Source organism: Rhizobium aouanii (assembly GCF_037002925.1).
Lineage (GTDB): Bacteria > Pseudomonadota > Alphaproteobacteria > Rhizobiales > Rhizobiaceae > Rhizobium > Rhizobium aouanii.
This window is the reverse complement of the sequence record NZ_JBAMYD010000012.1, coordinates 226,275-248,706: the sequence shown is the minus strand read 5'-3', so window position 1 is coordinate 248,706 and position 22,432 is coordinate 226,275. Positions and strand designations below refer to the sequence as shown.

Here is a 22,432-nt window from a genome sequence, read left to right as displayed (position 1 = left end):
CATCATGGGGGTGAACAGTTCATGGCAATGCAAAGATCGTCGCTCGGTCTCCTTGCCTTCGTCCTTCTGGCATTTCCGCCAATTGCCGCACGGGCCGCCGATTGCAGCAGTCTGGCCGAGCCGAAGCTCGACTGGCAGGAATGCACCAAGAAAAACCTGATGTTGCAGGGCAGTGATCTCGAAGGCGCCAATCTCGTCGGCACCGATTTTTCGCTGACCGATCTCGCCGGCGCTAATGTCAAATCCGCCAATCTGGAGAAAGCGACGCTGGTGCGCGCCTCTCTCGAGGGTGCACACGCCGAAGGCGCCAATTTCGCCAAGATCGAGGCCTACCGATCCAGCTTCGCCAATGTCGCCGCCGAGGGCGCGTCCTTTGCTGGCGCCGAGCTGCAGCGCGCCAATTTCGCCGGCGCCCAGCTCTCCGGCGCGAGCTTCGAAAAGGCCGAGCTCGGCCGCGCCGATTTCGACAAGGCGGTGCTGACGGGGGTGAAATTCTCTTTCGCCAATCTCTCCCGCGCCGATCTCTCCAAGGCCACCTTCGAAGGCCCGGCGACCTTCGAGCGCGCCTTCATGTTCCTGACCCGCATCGAAGGCCTCGACCTCTCGGGCGCCGCCGGGCTCGAACAGGCGCAGATCGACCTTGCCTGCGGCGATGCCTCGACGAAGCTGCCGGCAGGCCTCTCGGTACCCTCGACTTGGCCATGCCCTGCCGAGCACGATTGATTGGGGCTTTCGCGCGATACCGAGCGGTTGGTAAGGCCCTGTGGGCAACAATGGCTGGCGGGCAAGCAACGATCTGCTGGGACTGTCGGATTCGATTTAGTGCAATCGCAACTCGCCCGTGACGCGACGCCATTCGTGCGGTCCGATCAGCCGCTGGTGGCTATAGCGAACGGAATGCAGCGGCCCGTCAAGCTTGGACTGCCAGAAATCGAGGAACCTGTGCATTTCCGGAAAGTCCGGGGCGAGATCGTAATCCTGCCAGACATAGGTCTGCAGAACCGACTCAAAATCCGGCATGCGGTAGAGGATGTGCGCAGTGGTAAGGCCGTAACCGTTGAGCTGGCGCTCTATGTCCGATGAAAATTCCATGCTTCATCTCCATTTCACGACAATGAGAGGGTGGCGCATATCTTTGCCTTCATCAACTGGTTTCTCAACGCAGAAACAGTGTTTGTTGTTCCTTCTCAGTGTGTTAGCAGCCAATTCTGGTGAGTGCTAATTTTTTTTCGCTACCCCCCTTGAAATGGAAAAACCGCAAAACCAGATCATTCCGCGCAAAACGCTCGACAGAGGTTTGCACCCGCCCGGACCGGTCATCCGGTCCGGGCGGAGAACAACGTCATTATTGTTTGTCCATTGGAGGAAAACATGTCGTTCCGACCGCTTCATGATCGCATTCTCGTCCGCCGGGTCGATTCCGAGGAAAAGACCAAGGGCGGCATCATCATCCCTGATACCGCCAAGGAAAAGCCGCAGGAAGGCGAGGTTATCGCCGTCGGCCCCGGCGCGCGCAACGATGCAGGCCAGATCCAGCCGCTCGACGTCAAGCCCGGCGATCGCATCCTGTTCGGCAAGTGGTCCGGCACCGAGATCAAGATTAATGGCGAAGACCTGCTGATCATGAAGGAAAGCGACGTGATGGGCATCATCGAGGCCCAGACCGTCGAAAAAATCGCCGCCTGAGGCGTTCTCAGCACGTTAGTCAAGAAAAGCTGTCTATTGAAGGAGTGAAAGAATGGCCGCGAAAGAAGTCAAATTCCATACCGATGCCCGTGAACGCATGCTGCGTGGGGTCGATGTGCTGGCCAATGCCGTGAAGGTGACGCTCGGCCCGAAGGGCCGCAACGTCGTCATCGACAAGTCCTTCGGCGCGCCGCGCATCACCAAGGACGGCGTTTCCGTCGCCAAGGAAATCGAACTCGAAGACAAGTTCGAAAACATGGGCGCCCAGATGCTGCGCGAAGTCGCCTCCAAGACCAACGATCTCGCCGGTGACGGCACCACGACGGCAACGGTGCTGGCCCAGGCAATCGTCAAGGAAGGGGCCAAGGCGGTCGCTTCCGGTATGAACCCGATGGACCTCAAGCGTGGCATCGACATCGCCGTCGACGCCGTTGTCAAGGAACTGAAGACCAACGCCCGCAAGATCTCCAACAATTCCGAGATCGCCCAGGTCGGCACGATCTCCGCCAATGGCGATGCCGAAATCGGTCGCTACCTCGCTGAAGCGATGGAAAAGGTCGGCAATGAGGGTGTCATCACCGTCGAGGAAGCCAAGACCGCCGAGACCGAACTCGAAGTCGTCGAAGGCATGCAGTTCGACCGCGGTTATCTCAGCCCCTATTTCGTGACCAATGCCGATAAGATGCGGGTCGAGTTCGAAGACCCCTATATTCTCATCCACGAGAAGAAGCTCTCCAACCTGCAGTCGATGCTGCCGGTTCTTGAAGCCGTCGTCCAATCCAGCAAGCCGCTGCTCATCATCGCTGAAGATGTCGAAGGCGAAGCCCTTGCGACGCTTGTCGTCAACAAGCTGCGCGGCGGCCTGAAGATCGCCGCCGTCAAGGCGCCTGGCTTCGGCGACCGCCGCAAGGCCATGCTCGAAGACATCGCCATCCTGACCGGCGGCACCGTCATCTCCGAAGACCTCGGCATCAAGCTAGAGAACGTGACGCTCAATATGCTCGGCCGTGCCAAGAAGGTGTCGATCGAGAAGGAAAATACCACGATCATCGACGGTGCTGGCTCGAAGACGGAGCTTGACGGTCGCACGACTCAGATCCGCGCCCAGATCGAGGAAACCACCTCCGACTACGACCGGGAGAAGCTGCAGGAACGCCTTGCCAAGCTCGCCGGCGGTGTTGCCGTCATCCGTGTCGGCGGCTCGACAGAAGTCGAGGTGAAGGAGAAAAAGGATCGCGTCGACGACGCGCTTCATGCAACCCGTGCGGCTGTCGAAGAGGGCATTCTGCCGGGCGGCGGCGTGGCGCTGCTGCGCGCCGTCAAGGCGCTCGACAATCTCACTGGGGCCAACCAGGACCAGCGCGTCGGCATCGAGATTGTGCGCCGTGCGATCGAAGCCCCGGTGCGCCAGATCGCCGAAAACTCCGGCGCAGAAGGCTCGATCGTGGTCGGCAAGCTGCGGGAGAAGAGCGAATTCTCCTATGGCTGGAATGCCCAGACCGGCGAATATGGCGATCTTTATGCGCAGGGCGTCATCGATCCGGCGAAAGTGGTGCGCACGGCGCTTCAGGATGCCGCCTCCGTTGCCGGTCTGCTAGTGACGACGGAAGCGATGATCGCCGAGAAGCCCAAGAAGGAGGCCGCTCCGGCCATGCCCGCCGGCCCCGGCATGGACTTCTAAGCGATCGCTCGGCCCGCCCTGCTCTTGAGGGCGGGCCTCCCCACGCACTATCGAATGAACCAAGTTCCATCGGTCAACATCAGTGGAGCCAAGCTATGAGAAAGGAAAGCATCAGCAATTCCATACAGCAGGAAGCCACGGCGGCAATCAGCGCGACGCATCTGCTTTATCCGGCCAAACATTTCGGCCACCCGCGTGACCTGCTCAGCGCCGCCGACATCGGCAATGACGAGAAGCGCGCCATTCTCGCGTCATGGGCATCCGATATTTTCGCGATCGATTCCGCACCTGCCCTTCGCCTTTATCCCGGTGCGGAAAGACCCGTCTCCTATGACGAGATTCTTGAGGCGCTGAAAACGTTGGACAAGGGCGACCAGCAATCTGGCAACCAAGGTTCGTCCGCTTCCTCGCGTGCCCACAGGATCCGTCGTCGAAAGCTGCCGCCACGCCGGCTCCCCGGTCCTGGCTTGTGCAGCTACCGGAAAGGAGGTCGCATCCGACAGCCGTTCGAGATCTAGTTTCCAGCTGAACTGCCGCGTGCCTCTTTGAGGACGCTGGTTGATTTTTACCGTCGACTCTTGCTCATTCGAGGAGGTTTTGCCGATGAAGATCGCACAGATCGCACCACTTGCCGAAAGCGTTCCGCCGAAGCTCTATGGGGGAACCGAGCGGATCGTTTCCTATCTTACTGAAGAACTCGTCGCACAGGGACACGACGTCACGCTCTTTGCCAGCGGCGATTCCGTTACCCACGCCACGCTGGCGCCGTGTGCGGACGTCGCCCTGCGGCTCGACCCGGCGGTCAAGGACCAACTGCCGCATCACGTCGTGATGTTGGATGAGATCAGTCAGCGGGCGGATGAGTTCGACGTCCTGCATTTCCACATCGATCTCCTGCATTTCCCGCTGATTCGCGATTTCGCCGACCGCACCGTCACCACGCTGCACGGGCGGCTCGACCTACCGGATCTCAAGCCGTTCTACACGGCGTTCCCGGATATTCCGCTGGTCTCGATTTCCAACGACCAGCGCCGTCCAATGCCACCGGTCAACTGGCGCGGAACGGTATATCACGGTCTGCCGGTCGATCTTCTTCCGTTCACGCAGGCCCCGAAGGGCGATTACCTTGCCTTCCTTGGCCGTATTTCCCCGGAAAAGCGTCCCGATCGCGCCATCCAGATCGCGGCAAAGGTCGGAATGCCGCTAAAGATCGCCGCCAAGATCGATAATGCCGACAAGGCCTATTGGGAAACCATGATCGAGCCGATGGTGAAGAGCCACCCGTATGTGGAATTCATCGGCGAGATCAATGAACAGCAGAAAGCTGACTTCCTCGGAAATGCAGGCGCTCTGCTCTTCCCGATCGACTGGCCGGAGCCCTTCGGGCTGGTGATGATCGAGGCCATGGCCTGCGGCACGCCGGTGATCGCTTTCGGCTGTGGTTCGGTCCCGGAGGTAATTGACAACGGCATCTCCGGCATCCTGGTCGACAGTGTCACCGAGGCGGCCGAGAACGTCGAATGGGCGCTCCGGCTCGATCGGCGCAAGGTGCGAGCCACATTCGAAAAGCGCTTCACCGCGCAACGGATGGCGCGCGGCTACCTCGACATCTATCGCAACTTGCCGGGCGTTCGTACCAAAGCCGCGCCTATCCGCCGGTCGAATGGTCAAACGCCCGACTTGCAGGCGGTCGCTTGACGTCAAGGAGGAGTCATGTCGAACATTTCTGCGGACAGCAACCCCGCCGCAGCATCGTCAGGCCTGGCGGCACCGGTCGCGCAGTTTTTCATTCCGGCGGCTGCATCGCTGCAGGAGCGACGGCCGCGTACCCTGAAGCACGGCGATACCTTCGCCGTCTTCGATTACAATGGCGACGCTCTTTCCGGTCCCGGCAGCCCGGAAGGTCTTTTCCATCGCGATACGCGTTATCTCTCGCATCTCTATCTGACGATCAATGGACAGCGGCCAATGCTCTTGTCCTCGACGCTGCGAGACGACAACGCCACGCTGACCTGCGATCTCACCAATCCAGATCTGTTCGATAACAAGGGAAAGCTGGTTCTGGCTCATGACCTGGTTCATTTGCGCAGGTCACGGTTTCTCTGGAATGCTCGCTGTTATGAGCGGGTGGCCGTGAGGAATTACGACGACCGGCGGCAACATGTCCGCATCCAAATCGCCTTCGAAGCCGATTTCGCCGATCTTTTCGAAGTCCGTGGAACCGTAAGAGCAAGGAGAGGGCGCAATCTTCCCGCCGTCATAGAGCAGGATTGCGTCCTGCTTTCCTATATCGGCCTGGACGGCCGCAAGCGGTCGACGCGGCTTTCCTTCGTACCGGAACCAGCCGAAATCCGCAGCAATCTCGTCACCTATGATCTCCATCTTGAGCCGCACGAAACCAGATCTCTCTTCGTGACGATCGGCTGCGACCAGGCCTCGGCCAACCGACCGAACCACCGGTTTTTCTTCCTGGCCCTGCGGGATGCCCGCCGTGCGTTGCATGCCTCTTCCTCGCGCGCGGCGTCGATCGCAACGTCTAACGAGATCTTCAACGAAGCCGCGCGGCGTAGCGTCTCCGATCTCTACATGCTGATGACCGACAAGGCGGAAGGTCCTTATCCCTATGCCGGCATTCCTTGGTTCAGCACCGTCTTCGGCCGCGACGCCCTTATAACGGCGCTTCAAACACTTTGGCTCGATCCGCAGATCGCCCACGGGGTTCTCGGCCATCTGGCAGCCAACCAGGCAACGGACATCGATCCTGCCTCGGACGCTGAGCCGGGCAAGATTCTGCATGAAGTCCGTTATGGCGAAATGGCCGAACTTGGCGAGGTTCCGTTCCGGCGCTACTACGGCAGCATCGATTCGACACCACTGTTTGTAATGCTGGCCGGCGAATATCTTAAACGAACCGGTGATCTTGCGACGATCGACCGTCTCCTGCCACATCTGGAAGCAGCACTGACATGGATCGACGAACATGGCGATCGCGACGGCGACAGCTTCATTGAATATGGACGGCTGACGGAAGAGGGACTGATTAATCAGGCATGGAAAGATAGCCACGACTCGGTCTTCCATGCCGACGGCACATTGGCCAGCGGGCCGATCGCAATCGTTGAGGTCCAGGCCTATGTCTATGGCGCATGGCAAAGTGCTGCCGAAATCTTCCGGCGGACCGGCAGGCCGGAACGAGCGGCGAGCTTTCTCGCGCGGGCGGAGGGACTGCGCCGTGCCTTTGACATCAGTTTCTTCGATGAGGAACTTGGCACATATGTCTTGGCCCTCGACGGGGACAAGCGGCCCTGCCGGGTCCGATCTTCCAATGCCGGCCATGCTCTGTTCACCGGCATTGCTTATCCTGAACGGGTCGCACAGATCGCCCGCACTCTGATGAGTGCTTCGTCCTTCTGTGGCTGGGGCATCCGCACCATTCCCTCCACGGAAGCGCGTTACAATCCGATGAGCTACCACAATGGCTCAATCTGGCCGCATGACAATGCCTTGATCGCCAGCGGCCTTGCCCGCTATGGCTACCGCGCCGAAGCCGCGCGGATATTCGAGGGGCTATTTGCCGCCTCGACCTATATCGACCTGCGGCGGCTCCCCGAACTCCTCTGCGGCCTGCCGCGCCAGCGCGCACGAGGGCCGACCTTCTATCCGGTCGCCTGCTCGCCTCAAGCATGGGCGGCAGCCGCTCCTTTGTCGCTGCTGCAATCCTGTCTCGGCCTCGACTTCGACCCGAATGGCTTGCAAATCAGCTTCAACGTACCGAGGCTTCCCCCATTCCTCGACGAGGTGATCTTACGACGCCTGTTGATCGGTAATGGCTCGGCTGACGTCGCCATTCGCCGGTCGGGACGCCAGGTCGTGGTCGATGTGATGGATCGCCATGGCAATGTTCAGGTGCTCACGATAGCATGACGGATCAGCGGGGGAGGCGGGTCATCCGCCTTTCCTATTCCGGTTCCTCTTCATCCGAACTCAGCAGATCAACAAGCGCAGCAACCCTGCCTGTTGGCAGAGGCCGGCCTTCACCGATCAAGGCTTCGTCGTTGCTGGCCCACCCAAATGCCTCGGCGAGTTCAGCCTGGGTGGCGCCTGTCGCGATGACCTCGGCCACGAGCGTTTCATCGGCGGGCCCGAGGACGGCGATGACGTCCTTTGAAGTCATTGTCATAACCATTTCTCCTCTCTCAAGCTCAGCCCAGATATGGTGGTGCCTTCGAAGAAAGCAATTTTTCGCTGAGAAATTTTCTCCTCTTGAAACGGTAAACTGCTGAATTATATCAGTATTGTCGATTGCCGAGCAGGGATCGACAGGTCCAGGAGACGCCTGTCGCTCTTGGCGTCTCCTGTATCCATGTTGCTTGTAAGGAGGATATGGCTATGAGGACAAACCTCGATTTCTCTCCCCTGATCCGGTCGAGCGTCGGCTTCGAGCGGATGTTGAACGCACTCGAGGCTGCAGGCCGCGCCGAGACAATCGACAACTGGCCGCCTTACGATATCGTCAAAACCGGCGAGGACGAATACCGCATCGCCATGGCAGTGGCGGGCTTCTCGCAGGACGAATTGGCGATCATCCAAGAGCAGAACATGCTCGTCGTCTCAGGGCAGAAGGCGAACGGCGAAGATATTCAATACCTGCATCACGGCATTGCTAGTCGAAGCTTCCAGCGTCGGTTCGAATTGGCCGACCACGTCAAGGTCGTGGATGCCGGCCTCGTCAACGGTCTGCTGACCATCGATCTCAAGCGTGAAATTCCTGAAGAGATGAAGCCGCGCCAGATCGAGATCGGAACTGGAAATGCAATGCCGAAGGCCGAGACCAAGCAGATCGAGGCCGAGACGCAGGCAGCCTGAGCCGTCAGGAATGCCCAAGAACCACCAGAAAGGAGTAAGCCATGAGTGTTCGTGATTTGATTCCTTGGGGCCGCAACAACGGCCACCAAGTTCCGAGTCTCCTCCGCGAGGACGACCATGATCCTTTCCTGTCGCTCCATCGCGAGGTCAACCGGCTGTTCGACGATGCTTTCCGCAGCTTCGGCTCTGGCCTGCCGTCACTGCGGGGCGCCAGCGGTTTCGGTGCCGGCTGGCCGAGTGTCGAGATCTCCGACACCGACAAGGATATCAAGGTGACGGCCGAAGTCCCCGGCCTTGAGGAAAAGGACATCGAGGTCATTCTCGATGATGGCGTTCTGACGCTCAAGGGTGAAAAGCGTTCGGAGACGGAAGACAAGGAGAAGCAGTTCTCGGAGCGCTACTATGGCCGTTTCGAGCGACGCATCCCACTCGGGACCGAGGTCAAGGAAAATCAGGTCGACGCCACCTTCAAGAACGGCGTCCTGACCGTCACCTTGCCCAAGACCGAAAAGGCGCAGTCACAGGTCAGGCGCATCGCCATCAGAAGCTGATCGAAACGAGGGCGGCGGCGGCCGACCATGTGGCGGCCGCCGCGCATCCTTCGCCAACATGGGGGATAAACGATGGAGATTCCCGGGCAAGTCCCTCAGCCTATGTCTGCTCCGTGATGTAGAGGTGAAATTCCACCGGGCCGCCATCGGGACTTCCCGCCTTGACGAAGCTTTCCCGCCGCCGGTGTATCCGCTCCGCCACACGCTGCGACGGAATGTTGTCGAGCCTGACGATGGAGACGATCCGCGCCAGGCTCAGGCGATCAAGCGCGTAGCCTCGGCAGGCGGCGGCCGCCTCGACTGCATAACCCTTGCCCCAATGGTCGCGCCACAGATGGTAGCCGATCTCCGGTTCCAGGCCTTTGGACGTTTCCTGCAGCGTAATCCCGCAATCGCCAAGCAATGCGCCGCTGTGCCGGTCCGTGACCGCCCAGAGGCCGAAACCGTGATTGGAGTAGCTGTCGAAGGCAAGCCGTTGAAACCAGCGCGCGGTTTCATCCAAGCTCTTGACCTCGGGATAATAACGCATGCATTCGGCGTCGCCGAAAATTCGGTGGAGAAATGGCAGGTCGTCAGGCGTGATCTCCCGCAGTGCGAGCCGGTCTGTCTCCAGGATGGCGCGTGCCATTGGTCTCCTCCTGCCTGCGGGATCGGCGATTGCCGATTGTGGGCTGGGCGCCTATTCCCCCGCCTCGAACACCATGGCGTGGCCGTTAATGCAGTAGCGCAGCCCGGTCGGCGGCGGGCCGTCGGGAAAGACGTGGCCGAGATGGGCGTCGCAGCTGCCGCAGCGGATTTCGGTGCGCACCATGCCGTGGGTCGTGTCGCGATGCTCGATCACCGCTTCGGGCGACACCGCTTCAAAATAGCTCGGCCAGCCGCAGCCGGCATCGAATTTCGTGTCGGAGCGGAAAAGCGGCGCGTTGCAGCCGACGCAGCGGTAAAGCCCCGTCTCGAACGAATCCCAGTAGGGGCCGGTGAAGGCGCGTTCGGTGCCGTGCTGGCGCGTGATGCGGTATTGCTCAGGGGTGAGCTGCTCTTTCCATTCGGCGTCAGTCTTGTGGATCTTGGCGGTGGTCGCAGTTTCGGACATGAGGTGCTCCTTTCGCCGAGGGGCGGGTTCCGTTTCGCGAGAAAATGTGGTGCGCCGCGTTCACTTCATCAAGTCTCCCGCGCCGCGCCATGAGATTGGCCGCATACCCAATTGGGGGAAGAGGCTTGCTTTTACATCCGTTAGGGGTTTTCTGTTAGGGTTAATGTTGCGTGCATTGGAGAATCGCTGGTGTTTGAGGCAGCAATCGTCCTGCTCTACGGCCTTGTGGCCGTGGCAGCCATGGCGGTCACACTGTTGGAAGGCTGGGCCAACCATGACGGCTTGACGCTTCATCGTCTCGCCGGGCTCCTCGCTTGCCTGCTCTGGCCGCTGACGCTTCTGGTGTTCATCCTGCACGGTTGCATCGCCCGGCTGCTGACGCGCCTTTCCAGATCGACGGCCTGATCGGCTTCGAACATCGCCTGCTTCGCCGGACCGACCGAAATCGCTTGAGACACTCCCTCGTTTCCCCTAAGTCAGAAGACAGGCCGGTTTTCGCCGGCTTTCGTCTATTGCCTTTCGGTATCGCGCGTCTTTTCAGCGCAAAGGATGCTGTAACGCTTTGAATTGCTGCATAATTTCATTCCTTGAATCGATTCCGGTTTAAGGCGTTATCCAGTAGAGGAGAAGACATGGCCGATGTCACGGCTCTGACATTTCTGGCTCTGTGTCTGCCGCTTGCCGGCGCTCTTGCTGCTCCCTTCGTCATCCGCATCTTCGGCGCAAACGGTGCCTGGCTCCTGGCGATCGCTCCCTTCCTCGCCTTCCTGCATTTCCTGCGGTTCATTCCTCAGATCGCGCGCGGCGAGGTTGTTACCGGCGGCTATTCCTGGGTGCCGAGCTATCATCTCTCTTTCTCCTGGTTCCTCGATGGCCTGTCTCTGGCTTTCGCGCTGCTGATCACCGGCATCGGCACCTTGATCGTGCTTTATGCCGGCGGCTATCTCAAAGGACACAAGGACCAGGGCCGCTTCTTCTCTTTCATCTTCCTGTTCATGGGCGCGATGCTCGGCGTCGTCGTTTCCGACAGTTTCCTGATGCTCTTCGTATTCTGGGAACTGACATCGATCACGTCCTTCCTGCTGATCGGCTTCGACCACGAGCGTGCAGCGGCTCGCCGCGCCGCCCTGCAGGCGCTTGTTGTGACCGGCGGGGGAGGGCTCTGCCTGTTGGCCGGCCTGCTGCTGCTTTGGAACATCTCTGGCGTCACCGAGATGTCGCGGCTCATCGGCGCCGGCGATATCGTGCGCGAAAGCCCGTTCTATCTGGCTGCCCTCATCCTGGTCTTGGGCGGCGCCTTCACCAAGTCGGCGCAGTTTCCCTTTCATTTCTGGCTGCCGAACGCCATGGAAGCGCCGACGCCGGTTTCGGCCTATCTGCATTCGGCGACGATGGTGAAGGCAGGCGTCTACCTGCTGATGCGGCTCAACCCCGTCATGGGGGCAACCCCTGCCTGGGAAATCCTTCTGCCCTTCTTTGGCGGGCTGACCTTGGTGGTCGGCACCGCGCTTGCCATCCGCCAGACCGACCTGAAGCTCAAGCTCGCCTATACCACCGTCTCCTCGCTCGGCCTGCTCGTCATGCTGATCGGCTTCGGCTCGGACCATGCGGTGGAGGCGGCGGCGCTTTATCTGGTGGCGCATTCCCTCTTCAAGGGCGCGCTCTTCATGGTCGCCGGCATCATCGATCATGAGACCGGCACGCGCGATATCACCAGGCTCAGCGGTCTGATGCGGGCGATGCCGCTCACCTGGATGATCGCGCTTGCGGCGGCCTTCTCCATGGCCGGCCTGCCGCCCTTCTTCGGCTTCCTCGCCAAGGAGGAGATCTATACCGCACTCCTCGGCGGCGGCGTCCGCGCGATAACTTTTACGTCGATCGCCGTCTTCGGCAATGCGCTGATGTTTGCCATCGCCTTTGCCGTGGCGCTGAAACCCTTCCTCGGCCGGCCGGTGGAGACGCCGAAACCTCCGCACGAAGCGCCGGTCCTGCTCTGGCTCGGCCCGGCCGTTCTTGCGGCCCTCGGCCTGCTCGCCGCGATCTTCTCGACCTTCACCCACACCGTCCTGTCCTTGCCGATCGCATCGGCCATCCGCCAGACACCTGCCGACATCGACATTTCGCTGACGCCGCATCTCGGCCTGCCCTTGGCACTTTCGGCCCTGACCGTGCTGCTCGGTATCGGCGTCTACTGGCAGCTCGCGCGCGCCCGTTTCCTGATGGCCGTCTTCCTGCGTTCGATCGGCCATGGGCCGGACCATGGCTTCGACATCGCCATATCGGGCCTTGTGCGCCTCGCCAGCCGCGTCATGCGTGTCCTCCAGCCGGGACGGCTCGAAATCTATGTCACCTGCACTTTCCTCTGCGTCGCTGCCATCCTCCTCATTCCGCTGGTCATCCATGGCGAACTGCCGCACCTTCCCGCCTGGCCGGCCGATGTGAGACTCTATGAATGGGCGGTCTTCCTGATCGCCGCCTTCGGCCTTGCCGCGGTGCTCGTCGCCCGCGACCGGCTGACGGCAATCGTCTCGCTCGGCATCCAGGGTTTCGCCGTCGCCATCATCTTCCTGCTGTTCGGAGCGCCGGATCTGTCCTTCACCCAGTTCATGGTCGAAACCCTTTCGGTGGTGATTCTCGCCCTGGTCATGACCAGGCTTCGTCTCTCGCCCGACGATCAGCGGCCGCTCGGCCGCAAGCTCTTCGACGGCGCGTTGGCGCTTGCCTGCGGCCTCGGCTTCACGCTTCTGCTGATGCGGGCAACCGAGGCACCGTTCAACGACGCGCTGACGGCTTTCTTCAACACCTATTCCAAATCGATCGCCCACGGCGCCAATGTCGTCAACGTCATCATCGTCGATTTCCGCGGCACCGACACGCTTGGCGAAATCGCCGTCGTCGCGGTCACCGGCCTTGCCATCCTGGCGCTGATCCGCATCCGCACCGGCAGCGAGCGCAAGCTTGCCGCCAACGATCCCGCGGCGGAGGGCTGATCGCGTGAACACCCTCATCTTCCGCACCGCCGCCCCGTTTCTCACCGCGCTGATGCTGCTTTTTTCCGTTTTCGTGCTGCTGCGCGGCCATAACGAGCCGGGCGGCGGCTTCATCGGCGGGCTGATCGCTGCCTCGGGACTGGCGATCTACGGCATTGCTCGCGGCGTTGGCGCCGTTCGCCGGGCGCTGTTTTTCCATCCGCTGTCGATTGCCGGCTTCGGCTTGCTTCTGTCGACCGTAGCTGGTCTTCTCTCCATCCTGTTTGCCGTTCCCTTCATGACCGGCCTCTGGATCTATCCGACGCTTTTCGGCGCCGAGGTGCCGCTGTCCAGCGTCCTGCTTTTCGATATCGGCGTCTATCTCGTCGTGCTCGGCGCCATCACCTCGATCGCACTGGCGCTCGAGGAAAAGGAGGTGGAATGATGGAGCCGCTTCTCGCGATCCTCGTCGGCCTGTTCTTTGCCGCCGCCATCTATCTGATGCTGTCGAAATTCTCGATCCGCATCATGCTCGGCATCGCCATCCTCGGCAACGCCGTCAATCTGCTGCTCTTTACCGGCGGCCGACTGACGCGCGAGGTGCCGCCGATCATCCCGGTGGGTCTCGAGAGCTTGCCCGCAGGCACGGCCAACCCGCTGCCGCAGGCCCTCATCCTGACCGCGATCGTCATCTCCTTCTCCTTCCTCGCCTTCCTGCTGGTGCTGACCTACCGCGCCTATCAGGACCTCGGCACCGACAACACCAGCGACATGCGCGCCGCCGAGCCCGACGACCGGCCGCTGCCGCCATTGGGATATTGAGGATGTTGGTGCGGATGCTCACCCCAAGGCAGGCCCTCTCTCGCGATAGCGGAGGCGCCATCTGATGGCCGCCCCCACTGCCACCGTTGATCTCTCCGCCGCCCTGATCACCGCTCCGGTGCCGATCGGTCACTGGCTCGCCATCCTGCCGGTCGCCCATTGCATCACGCTCGGCGCCGTCCTGCTGATGCTGCGCGCCTATCCCCGTCTGCAGGCCTGGCTTGCCATCCCTGGCCTAGCGGCGCTGGCGCTGATCGATGCGGCACTGCTCGCCAAGGTCGCAGCCGACGGGCCGCTGACCATGGTCATGGGCCGCTGGCTGCCGCCCTTCGGCATTGCCTTCACCGTCGATCTCTTCGGTGTGCTGATGGCCTTCACCGCGGCCCTTGCCGCGCTTGCCGGCGGCATCTATGCGCTGGCCGATATTGGCGAAAGCGGCCGGCGATACGGTTTCTTCCCGCTGCTCATGCTGCTGATGGCCGGCGTCACCGGCGCCTTCCTCACCGGAGATATCTTCAATCTCTATGTCTGGTTCGAGGTGCTGCTGATCTCCTCCTTCGGACTGATCATCCTTGGTTCCGAGCGTGAGCAGATCGACGGCGCGCTGAAATATGCGGTGCTCAATCTGATTGCCACGACACTGTTCCTGGTCGGCGTCGGCATCCTCTATGCCGCCTTCGGCACGCTCAACATGGCCGATATCGCCGCAAAAGCTGGGGATTTGCGCGGCACGGCGCCGCTGATGACGCTGGCGAGTCTCTTCCTGCTCGCCTTCGGCATGAAGGCGGCAGCCTTCCCGGTCAATTTCTGGCTGCCCGCCGCCTACCATACGCCGCGCATCGTGGTCTCCGCGCTGTTTGCCGGCCTGCTCACCAAGGTCGGCATCTACGCGCTGATCCGGGTGATGGTCATGCTGTTGCCGATGGAGCGCCAGGAGTTGAGCCTGGTGATCGCGCTCGCCGCCGCCGCGACCATTGTCGTCGGCGCTCTCGGCGCGCTTGCCGAAAACGATATCCGCAGGCTGTTCGGCTATGTCGTCATATCGGGCATCGGCAACATGTTGGCGGGCGTCGCCCTCGGCGGCCTTGGCGGCATCAGCGGCGCGGTCTTCTATGCGCTCCATTCGATGGTGCTGATGACGGCGCTTTATCTTGCCGCCGGCGAGATCGCCCGGCGCGGCGGCGGCTTTTCGCTGTCGGCCCTCGGCGGGCTCTACAGGCAAAGCGGCGGCTTCACCGCGCTCTCCCTCGCGCTCTTCCTTGCCGCCTGCGGCCTGCCGCCGTTTTCCGGCTTCTGGCCGAAAGTCATTCTCGTCAAGGCCTCGCTCGATCTCGGTGTCTGGTGGCTGGCGGCCTCGATCCTCGTCGGCGGTTTTCTGACGACGATCGCCTTCGGCCGTCTCTTCCTGCTCGCCTATTGGCGCCCGGCGCCGATAGCCCTGACGCCGATAGCATTGTCGCCGATAACCCTGAGACCGCACGGGGCCAGGTGGCGCACGGGCCTGCCGCTCGCGGCACTGACAGCGCTGGTCGTCGGTTTTGGCATCCTGCCGGAACAGTTGCTGGCGCTGTCGCAATCGGCCGCTGCCGGCCTGGCCGATCCCCAGGCCTATCTTCATTCGGTCTTCCCGGAAGGGCGCGCGCCGTGATCTTCTTCCTCTTCAACCTGTTACTTGCCATTGCCTGGGTCGCTGTTACCGGCAGCGCCTCGCTGCACAATCTCGTCCTCGGCTTGCTGCTCGGGGCCTTGGCGCTGGTCATCATCCGCGAGTCATTCGGCGGCAAGGGGCATATCCCCCGCGTCCTCCCGGTGCTCTCGCTCGCCGCTCTGTTCCTGAAGGAATTGTCGCTGTCGGCCTGGAAGGTCACGGTCACCGTCCTCTCGCCCGATATGAAGCTGAAGCCCGGCATCTTCGCCTTCCCGCTGACGGTGACGAGCGATTTCGAGATCACTTTGCTCGCAAACCTCATCACGCTGACACCCGGCACGCTTTCGGTCGACGTCTCTGCAGATCGCCGCACGCTCTATGTGCACGCGCTCGATTGTTCCGATCCTGAGACGACCAAGCGTGATATCGCCAACGGTTTCGAACGCAAGATCATGGAGGCCTTCCGGTGATCACACCTGCCGCCGTCGTCGCACTCGCATCCTCGGCCGCACTCGTCATCCTCGGCCTGGCGCTGATTCTGACTGTGTGGCGGGTCGTTGCAGGCCCGACATTGCCGGATCGGATCCTCGCCCTCGACATGCTGACCGGCATCGCCATCGGCTTCATCGCCGTCATCGCGGTCAAGACCGGCTTTTCGCTTTATATCGATATCGCCATCTCGCTCGGCCTCGTCGGTTTCCTGGCGACCGTCGCCTTCGCCCGATTCGTGCTGTCGCGCGGCAACATCAAATCGAAGCCGCCCGCCACTGCGGCAAACGGCAACAGGCAAAAGCGCCGGGCAGGGGGGAAGAAGCGATGATCAATTATATCGTGGCTGCCGTCACCGCCCTGCTGCTGATTGCCGGTGCTTTCTTTGCGCTTGCGGCGGCGATCGGCCTGGTCAGGCTGCCCGATCTCTATACGCGCATGCACTCGGCCTCGAAAGCGGGCACTGTCGGCTCCGGCCTGTTGCTGCTTGCCGCCGGCCTCTATTCAGAGGACCCGGCGATTCTCGCCCGCGCCATTGCCGGTTTCGTCTTCTTCCTGCTGACGGCGCCGGTGTCTGCCCACCTGCTTGCCAGAGCTGCTCATCGTTCGGGATATGATCTCGGTGCATTCTCGGTCCGTGACGATATCAGGGATCGTTGAGCCTATGCTGTTCGGGGACTTTACCAGATTTATGCAAAACTTATGCACAGGAAGCTGTGAGTAAAGCTTGCCGAAGAGCCCCTCAATTCTTCATCTGTCACTTTTTCTCAAGAAAAACGACAAATAATAATTGGCCTTTCGACCAAACGATGGTATTTGAAAATGCAAGTAGAGTTCTGATTGTGGATTGCAATCGTACTGCTTCCAAGTCCCTCAGTTTTGATTTTTAATGTCTAAACTGAGGCCATCGCCTGGGGCAGGACGTAGTGGTTTCCGGTCAGGCAGTATAAGAACAGGTCACGCTCTTCGGAATCTAGGGGTGGATTTCGCGTTTTTCGAAACAGAAGGTCGCTTCCTGTGCTTTTGCTGTTCGCTTCTACGAGGCGGGTCTTTGGCGTGTCAGTCAAAGGCCGTTTGAGCATGCTAACAGGAGAAAGAATATGACGGATATAGCGACCGGCAATGCGCCGGAGCTGCTTGTGGAACTGACAGCCGACATCGTCGCGGCCTATGTCAGCAACCATGTTGTACCGGTCAGCGACCTGGCCAATCTGATTTCCGACGTGCATTCGGCACTGAGCAACACGTCCGTACCGCAGCCTGCTGCGGCGATCGTCGAAAAGCAGAAGCCTGCAGTTTCTGTCCGCAAGTCCGTACAGGACGAGCAGATCACGTGTTTGGAATGCGGCGGCAACTTCAAGTCCCTCAAGCGCCACCTGATGACGCATCACAGCCTCTCGCCGGAAGAATACCGCGAGAAGTGGGACCTGCCGACCGATTACCCGATGGTAGCGCCCGCTTATGCCGAAGCGCGTTCGCGCCTGGCAAAGGAGATGGGCCTCGGGCAGCGCCGCAAGCGCGGCCGCGGCTGAGCTTTTTCGAAAGCAGCAACGAAAAAAGCCGGGTCTTGTGCCCGGCTTTTTTTGTGCCTTTTCGAGGCGAGGACAATAATCTTTCGAGTATTTCGGGCCTTCGGCGGTGATGCGAGTGGGCGCCACGATATGTGAAGGGCTCCGTCTTATGCTTTACCGACGGGCTTAGAATGTATTCCTATACTATGAGTAGGTGTTAATATACTCGTTGGGCCAAGGCGGACGCTGTCCGAATCGTCTCTGAAAGCCGATCAGCCATCATTTCTTTCACGCCACAGCGCGGACTCTTGCCTCTTCGCGGATCCTGTTCACCATCGACCGCAGTCCGTTCGAACGCTGCGATGACAGGTTCTCCACCAAGCCGATCTTCGAGAATATTTCAAACGCATCGAGCCCGGCGATCTCGGATGCCGTCTTGCCGGAATAGGTGGCAAGCACGATGGCGACGAGGCCGCGCACGATATGGGCGTCGGAATCACCCTCGAAGCTCATGACGGGATTGTCGGCATCGCCCGTCGTATGCGTCACCAGCCAGACTTGGCTGGCGCAGCCCATCACCTTGTTCTCCGAGGTGCGCTTCTCCTCGGCCAAGTCGGGCAGCGCCTTGCCGAGTTCGATGACATAGCGGTAGCGGTCTTCCCAATCGTCCAGGAAAGCGAAGTCGTCGATGATCTGGTCGAGGGATGCCATGGAGAAGCCTTTCACTGTTAAAGCAGTTCCAGCAAAAGTGCGCAGCGGTTTTGCGTCCGGAAAAGCTCTAGAAGTGCATATAGGTGAAGGACCGGCAGATTTGAACCGCTAAAAAGAAACGCCGTGAGGGATGGGCATCCTCACGGCGCAGCAACATGCTGAATTAAACAGGGCAGGCACGTCAGGCATGGGGCATCTCCGCGTCATGCGGACCACCGATGCAAGCTATAAAACCGAAAGGTATTGCGGGACGAATGCCCGCGAAAGTATCGTCAGATCGCCGGCTTTGGCGTCGGAAGCGGAATAGCGCCTGTTACCACCATCTCAGGAGAGGCATCGTCCTCGACCGGCGGACGGTAAGGCATCGGCTGGTTGAGCGCAGCCTTGGCCTCGCGCACCTTTTCCTGGATGGCAGGCGTGGCGAGGAAAGGCATGTTGAGCGCCACCGGCATCTGCGGTTCGGCAAGCCTTGCGGTTGCCGGCGCCTCGTCCTTGAACTGGCTGTCGAGCAGTTCATAGGCAACGCGGGCGCCTTCGCGGGCCCGGTAGCCGAGTGCGGTGAGGGTCTCGGTGCCCTTGGCGCAGACCTCGGGCTTTTCCGAGCACATGCCGGTCAAATAGTCATAGGCGCCGCTTGCCGCCGTGAATGCGTCGGAAAGCTGCAATTGCGGGCCGTTGGCGAGCTTGTCGGAACTCTCCGTGCTGAAGACGGAAAGAAGCACGAGCACGAGGCCAAACCAGAAGGAACCTTTGATCAGAAACCACATTGTCGTTGCCCATCCTGTTTCCCCGTCCGGTTCTTGTCGCCGAATCAGGCCGGTTGTCCGGTGTGTTTTCACCCTACCGCCAAGTTGCGAATGCCGCTTTTCGAAACTCACGCGCATTTGCGGCAAATTTAGTTCAAATTTTAGCGAACGGCATTTGAGCCGCATTTTAGTCGAATGCGAGCGATCGCCGTTAAGCATCAGGGCAGCACCTGCTTGCAATTGCAGGACTTTTGCCGGCTCGCCTTGCCACAGGAGTTAACGCAATGCCGAAATATGAGGAAAATCCGTCGCTTACCCCCTATTAACCACAAAAGGCAAAGAGCCTTCCAGATGCTTCAAAACGAGAATTTCGGCCGTTTCAGGCTGTGAACAGCGCTTTTGCCTTATCCTTTCTTTAAGTCGCCAAGGCCTATTGTCCGGATCGATAGACAGCCTTTCGGGCGGGTATTGCGTGCGTGTATTGAGTAACATTGGCGGCTGGATGACGGCCCTCGTAGACCGGGCAGCGACAAGCTGGCTCTCCCGGACGGGTGGCGGTGAAGCCGTGCGCCAGCGCGAGCTCGCGATCCTGCGCCGCCTCGTGTTGCTCTCGTCGGCTGCTCTCGTTGCCGCTCCTATCGGCCTTTCGGCGGTCACCAGTCCGGCGGTGGCGCTGCCGGCAGGTGTCGCCATGGTCTGCGCCGCCTTTCTCTTTTCCGCCGTCGGCAGCATCGCGCTCGCCCGTCAGGGTTCGTCCGCCGGTATCGCCACGCAGTCGGCCGAGGATTTCTTCCTTGCCGCCACCCCCGGCCTCGTCTTCTTCCTCGACCCGCATGGCAGTGTGGCGACCGTCGGTGGTCGCGACCGGCGCGATTTCCTCGCCTGGATGCGCGATCCGAAGGGCAGGGGCTTCCTCGAGCAGGTGCATGTCTCCGACCGCATTCTTTTCCTGCAGGCGCTCGATGGCCTGCGCCGGGGCGAAGATGCTCAGAGCGTCGACCTGCGCCTCGACCGGCCCTCGGTCTCGCGCGATCAGCGCCAGTTCGCTTATCTGAGAATGGACATGACGGCCCGGCGCGATGCCGACGGCGAGCTTGCCGCCATCATTGCCCAGCTGCGCGATGTCTCCGTCGAGCAGCAGCTGCGTGACGAAGCCCAGAACCGCGCCGCCGATGCCGAATCCGCAAATGATGCCAAATCGCGCTTCCTCGCGGCCGTCAGCCATGAGCTGCGCACGCCGCTGAACGCCATTCTCGGTTTTTCCGATATCCTGATCGGCGAATATTTCGGCAAGTTTGAAAACGACCGCCAGCGCGAATATGTCGGCCTGGTCCGCGAATCCGGCGCGCATCTCTTGTCCGTCGTCAACACCATGCTCGATATGAGCAAGATCGAAGCCGGCCGCTACGAGCTGATCCTCGAAGCCTTCGATATATCAAGCTCCGTCAAATCCTGCGAATCGATGCTGGCATTGCAGGCGAAGACCAAGGGCCTCACGCTGACGAGCCGTGTCCAACGTGGCCTCGGCGAGATCGTCGCCGATCAGCGCGCCATCCAGCAGATCCTCATCAACCTCGTCGGCAATGCCATAAAGTTCACCGAGGCCGGCGGCGTCGTCTCGGTCGATGCGGCAGCCCGCGACGGCATCGTCAAGCTGACCGTCAGCGACACCGGTATCGGCATCCCGGCCGACAAGCTGGCATTGCTCGGCCAGCCCTTCGTCCAGATCCAGAACGACTATACCCGCCGCTTCGAAGGCTCCGGCCTCGGTCTCTCCCTGGTCAAGGGCTTGGTGGCGCTGCATGGCGGGTATTTCACCATCGCCAGCCAGCCGGGCGAAGGCACGATCATTACCATTGAGATCGCAATGGACGGCTCGGGTGCCCAGAACGCCGAAGACGCCGGCCATGGCGCGACTGTCGAGTTTCCGCCGCGGCTGAAGGGCGCGGTCAATAGCAGTGTAGAGTTGGAAGAGGGGCGTTTCGATGGCCGCGCGCAAGCGAAAATCGCCTAAGGGAAAAAGGGGACGGCAGCAGCCGGGCCTTCTGATGTCAGGCGCTGCCGCCCTCGGCGGCCTCGGCCTGCAAGGCGCATCCGTGCTCGGCGGCGTCATCGGCCGCAATCCGTCGGTCGCCGGCGGCACGATCACCTTCGCCGTCATCTTCTCCTTCGTCGCTGCCAATGCGCTCTGGTATCAGCCGGGCCTGCATCCACATCCGATCTTCCGCACCCGCGATCCGCAGTCTCCAACCGTGCTCGGCGCCCGCCGCCCGGCCGAGGAGCAACAGGGTGACGTCACCACCTTCCGGATCGAACGGCCGCAGGATACCGCCACCACCAACGCGACACCGGCGCCTGCCGCACCCGGCCAGCAGCCGAGCCAGCTCGTCATGGACATCCAGCAGCAGCTGGTGCGCCGCGGCCTCTATAACGGCATACCCGACGGCATCATCGGCCCCCGCACCAGTGCGGCCATTCTCTTCTTCGAGGAAACCGTCGGCATGACCCAGACCGGCGATCCGACGCCGGAGGTGCTCGTGGCGCTGAAGACTGATGCTGCCGGCCCCTCGACCGTACCCGCCGAAAAGCCGCCCGAGGATGTCAGCTCGAAGGCGGCGGCGGAAGACCCGGTGGCAGCGGCGATCCGCAGCGCCGAGAAGACCGTCAAAACGGTTCCATCGGCGGCAAAGCAGGTTCCATCAAGCCAAATCACCAATGTCGACCTGGTGTTGAAGATCCAGAAGGGTCTTTCCAACATGGCCTATGCCAATGTCGGCGTCGACGGCGTCGCCGGCGAGCAGACCCGCGCGGCCATCCGCCATTTTCAGAAGCACTACAACCTGCCCGAAGACGGCGAGCCGAACCAGGCGGTACTGAAGAAACTCAAGGAAATCGGCGCGATTTAGAACATCATGCTGAAAAGGGTGAGCGGTTTTCGGACGACATTCCTGTTCTAAATCGGCAAAAAGCCTTTTTGCCCAATCGAGTAAGATGATAGAATTTATCTATGCGTCCACCAAAGACCCAACCGCTGGAACTTGACCCGCATCTGCAAGCCCGTCTTGGCGTGCTTGCCGAAAAGCAGGGTGCTTCCCTTGCAGATTTTGCCGAAGGCGTGCAGCGCTCCTATGCTGATGAAGCGGAGCGCAAGATCAGCGAACAGGCTGAGGATGAAGGGCGCTGGCAGCGGTATCTTGAAACTGGAGCGTCGGTGCCGTTTGAAACGGTCCGGGCCAGACTGCGCGGCTTTGCCGCCGAAGCCGCCCGCAAAGCGGACCCGCAATGAAATTTGTTTTCTTGCCGGAGGCAGAAGACGACATCGAGCGACTTCTCGGCTTCTTAATAGATCAAGGCAACCCATTGGCCGCAAAAGGCCATGTTGGCGATTGACGAAGGCATCCAGATGCTTCTGGAACCCCCCCCAATATCGGTAGTCGAATGGAACATCACGCGGCCTATCGTCAGCTTTTTGTTCCTTTTGGCAAAAACGCCTGCGTTTTACGCTATCGTATCCATGAGGAAACGGGCACGCTTGTTGTCGTGCGCGTTTGGCACGGACGGGAAAACCGCGTGTAGCGTGATATGTGTCTACTCGCCTCGGCCCAGTTCAGCCCTCGTTTCGAATCGAGCGCCGAACATGCCTAATTGGCGCGGCACGT

27 protein-coding genes are annotated in these 22,432 nt (G+C 60.8%); 21 read left to right on the top strand and 6 right to left on the bottom strand.

Annotation, left to right across the window (positions count from 1 at the left end; genetic code table 11):
• The first annotated feature begins 21 nt into the window (after positions 1–21).
• The gene (locus tag V8P77_RS21995; RefSeq protein WP_335914229.1) at positions 22–723 is read left to right on the top strand and encodes a pentapeptide repeat-containing protein; all 702 of its coding nucleotides are present in this window, start codon (positions 22–24) and stop codon (positions 721–723) included.
• Between the two features lie 96 nt (positions 724–819).
• On the opposite strand, the gene V8P77_RS21990 is transcribed toward V8P77_RS21995, so the two are convergent.
• Positions 820–1,092 carry an usg protein gene (locus V8P77_RS21990; protein WP_335914228.1) on the bottom strand — a complete coding sequence of 91 codons (273 nt, stop codon included), beginning with the start codon at positions 1,090–1,092 and terminating at the stop codon, positions 820–822.
• Positions 1,093–1,371: 279 nt separating this feature from the next.
• Between V8P77_RS21990 and groES the strand changes: the two genes are divergently transcribed.
• The 5 genes from groES to V8P77_RS21965 all read left to right on the top strand — a co-directional run bounded on the left by groES (position 1,372) and on the right by V8P77_RS21965 (position 7,291).
• On the top strand, positions 1,372–1,686 hold the full coding sequence (gene groES / locus V8P77_RS21985) for a co-chaperone GroES (RefSeq protein WP_335914227.1): 315 nt from the start codon (positions 1,372–1,374) through the stop codon (positions 1,684–1,686).
• A gap of 52 nt (positions 1,687–1,738) precedes the next feature.
• Positions 1,739–3,367: a chaperonin GroEL gene (gene groL / locus V8P77_RS21980; protein WP_335914226.1), complete on the top strand. Its 1,629-nt coding sequence runs from the start codon at positions 1,739–1,741 to the stop codon at positions 3,365–3,367.
• A 95-nt stretch (positions 3,368–3,462) separates the two neighbouring features.
• Complete coding sequence (locus V8P77_RS21975; protein ID WP_335914225.1) at positions 3,463–3,885, top strand: hypothetical protein; 423 nt, start codon at positions 3,463–3,465, stop codon at positions 3,883–3,885.
• Between the two features lie 85 nt (positions 3,886–3,970).
• The gene (locus tag V8P77_RS21970) at positions 3,971–5,065 is read left to right on the top strand and encodes a glycosyltransferase family 4 protein (protein ID WP_335914224.1); all 1,095 of its coding nucleotides are present in this window, start codon (positions 3,971–3,973) and stop codon (positions 5,063–5,065) included.
• A 15-nt stretch (positions 5,066–5,080) separates the two neighbouring features.
• Positions 5,081–7,291, top strand: a complete 2,211-nt coding sequence (locus V8P77_RS21965; RefSeq protein ID WP_335914223.1) for an amylo-alpha-1,6-glucosidase — start codon at positions 5,081–5,083, stop codon at positions 7,289–7,291.
• 34 nt (positions 7,292–7,325) lie between these two features.
• Here V8P77_RS21965 and V8P77_RS21960 read toward each other — a convergent pair whose 3' ends face one another.
• Positions 7,326–7,547: a hypothetical protein gene (locus V8P77_RS21960; protein ID WP_335914222.1), complete on the bottom strand. Its 222-nt coding sequence runs from the start codon at positions 7,545–7,547 to the stop codon at positions 7,326–7,328.
• A 209-nt stretch (positions 7,548–7,756) separates the two neighbouring features.
• Here V8P77_RS21960 and V8P77_RS21955 point away from each other — a divergent pair, with 209 nt between their 5' ends.
• Together V8P77_RS21955 and V8P77_RS21950 are read left to right on the top strand one after the other, a co-directional pair.
• Positions 7,757–8,233 (top strand): Hsp20 family protein, encoded by a 477-nt coding sequence (locus tag V8P77_RS21955; RefSeq protein ID WP_335914221.1) that lies wholly within the window; start codon positions 7,757–7,759, stop codon positions 8,231–8,233.
• A 41-nt stretch (positions 8,234–8,274) separates the two neighbouring features.
• Positions 8,275–8,784: an Hsp20/alpha crystallin family protein gene (locus V8P77_RS21950; RefSeq protein ID WP_335914219.1), complete on the top strand. Its 510-nt coding sequence runs from the start codon at positions 8,275–8,277 to the stop codon at positions 8,782–8,784.
• Positions 8,785–8,884: 100 nt separating this feature from the next.
• On the opposite strand, the gene V8P77_RS21945 is transcribed toward V8P77_RS21950, so the two are convergent.
• Positions 8,885–9,412, bottom strand: coding sequence for a GNAT family N-acetyltransferase (locus V8P77_RS21945; RefSeq protein ID WP_335914218.1), 528 nt, complete (start codon positions 9,410–9,412; stop codon positions 8,885–8,887).
• Positions 9,413–9,463: 51 nt separating this feature from the next.
• Positions 9,464–9,877 carry a peptide-methionine (R)-S-oxide reductase MsrB gene (gene msrB, locus V8P77_RS21940; RefSeq protein ID WP_168326639.1) on the bottom strand — a complete coding sequence of 138 codons (414 nt, stop codon included), beginning with the start codon at positions 9,875–9,877 and terminating at the stop codon, positions 9,464–9,466.
• Positions 9,878–10,066: 189 nt separating this feature from the next.
• Here msrB and V8P77_RS21935 point away from each other — a divergent pair, with 189 nt between their 5' ends.
• From V8P77_RS21935 to V8P77_RS21895, 9 genes are all read left to right on the top strand, one after another.
• Entirely contained in the window at positions 10,067–10,282 is a 216-nt protein-coding gene (locus V8P77_RS21935; RefSeq protein ID WP_017959623.1) for a hypothetical protein, read from the top strand.
• Positions 10,283–10,509: 227 nt separating this feature from the next.
• Positions 10,510–12,867: a putative monovalent cation/H+ antiporter subunit A gene (locus V8P77_RS21930; RefSeq protein WP_335914217.1), complete on the top strand. Its 2,358-nt coding sequence runs from the start codon at positions 10,510–10,512 to the stop codon at positions 12,865–12,867.
• Between the two features lie 4 nt (positions 12,868–12,871).
• Positions 12,872–13,291, top strand: a complete 420-nt coding sequence (locus tag V8P77_RS21925; protein WP_335914216.1) for a Na+/H+ antiporter subunit B — start codon at positions 12,872–12,874, stop codon at positions 13,289–13,291.
• Complete coding sequence (locus tag V8P77_RS21920; protein ID WP_335914215.1) at positions 13,291–13,668, top strand: Na+/H+ antiporter subunit C; 378 nt, start codon at positions 13,291–13,293, stop codon at positions 13,666–13,668. Before V8P77_RS21925 ends, V8P77_RS21920 begins: the two co-directional genes overlap by 1 nt.
• 64 nt (positions 13,669–13,732) lie before the next feature.
• Positions 13,733–15,316, top strand: a complete 1,584-nt coding sequence (locus V8P77_RS21915) for a Na+/H+ antiporter subunit D (protein WP_335914214.1) — start codon at positions 13,733–13,735, stop codon at positions 15,314–15,316.
• On the top strand, positions 15,313–15,786 hold the full coding sequence (locus tag V8P77_RS21910; protein ID WP_017959628.1) for a Na+/H+ antiporter subunit E: 474 nt from the start codon (positions 15,313–15,315) through the stop codon (positions 15,784–15,786). The genes V8P77_RS21915 and V8P77_RS21910 overlap by 4 nt, the downstream gene beginning before the upstream one ends.
• Entirely contained in the window at positions 15,783–16,136 is a 354-nt protein-coding gene (locus V8P77_RS21905; protein ID WP_168346125.1) for a cation:proton antiporter, read from the top strand. The genes V8P77_RS21910 and V8P77_RS21905 overlap by 4 nt, the downstream gene beginning before the upstream one ends.
• Positions 16,133–16,465 carry a monovalent cation/H(+) antiporter subunit G gene (gene mnhG, locus V8P77_RS21900; RefSeq protein WP_025393822.1) on the top strand — a complete coding sequence of 111 codons (333 nt, stop codon included), beginning with the start codon at positions 16,133–16,135 and terminating at the stop codon, positions 16,463–16,465. Before V8P77_RS21905 ends, mnhG begins: the two co-directional genes overlap by 4 nt.
• A gap of 440 nt (positions 16,466–16,905) precedes the next feature.
• Complete coding sequence (locus V8P77_RS21895; protein ID WP_003557810.1) at positions 16,906–17,337, top strand: Ros/MucR family transcriptional regulator; 432 nt, start codon at positions 16,906–16,908, stop codon at positions 17,335–17,337.
• 267 nt (positions 17,338–17,604) lie between these two features.
• On the opposite strand, the gene V8P77_RS21890 is transcribed toward V8P77_RS21895, so the two are convergent.
• A complete protein-coding gene (locus V8P77_RS21890; protein ID WP_168312260.1) occupies positions 17,605–18,027 on the bottom strand; it encodes a SufE family protein in 423 nt (140 codons plus the stop codon).
• A 272-nt stretch (positions 18,028–18,299) separates the two neighbouring features.
• Complete coding sequence (locus V8P77_RS21885; protein WP_335914213.1) at positions 18,300–18,794, bottom strand: DUF5330 domain-containing protein; 495 nt, start codon at positions 18,792–18,794, stop codon at positions 18,300–18,302.
• A gap of 412 nt (positions 18,795–19,206) precedes the next feature.
• Between V8P77_RS21885 and V8P77_RS21880 the strand changes: the two genes are divergently transcribed.
• From V8P77_RS21880 to V8P77_RS34825, 4 genes are all read left to right on the top strand, one after another.
• Positions 19,207–20,787, top strand: coding sequence for a sensor histidine kinase (locus V8P77_RS21880; RefSeq protein ID WP_335914212.1), 1,581 nt, complete (start codon positions 19,207–19,209; stop codon positions 20,785–20,787).
• On the top strand, positions 20,759–21,679 hold the full coding sequence (locus V8P77_RS21875) for a peptidoglycan-binding domain-containing protein (protein WP_168267692.1): 921 nt from the start codon (positions 20,759–20,761) through the stop codon (positions 21,677–21,679). The genes V8P77_RS21880 and V8P77_RS21875 overlap by 29 nt, the downstream gene beginning before the upstream one ends.
• Before the next feature lie 161 nt (positions 21,680–21,840).
• Positions 21,841–22,059, top strand: a complete 219-nt coding sequence (locus V8P77_RS21870) for a hypothetical protein (protein WP_335914211.1) — start codon at positions 21,841–21,843, stop codon at positions 22,057–22,059.
• A gap of 140 nt (positions 22,060–22,199) precedes the next feature.
• A complete protein-coding gene (locus V8P77_RS34825; RefSeq protein ID WP_373694604.1) occupies positions 22,200–22,349 on the top strand; it encodes a type II toxin-antitoxin system RelE/ParE family toxin in 150 nt (49 codons plus the stop codon).
• Positions 22,350–22,432 lie beyond the last annotated feature (83 nt).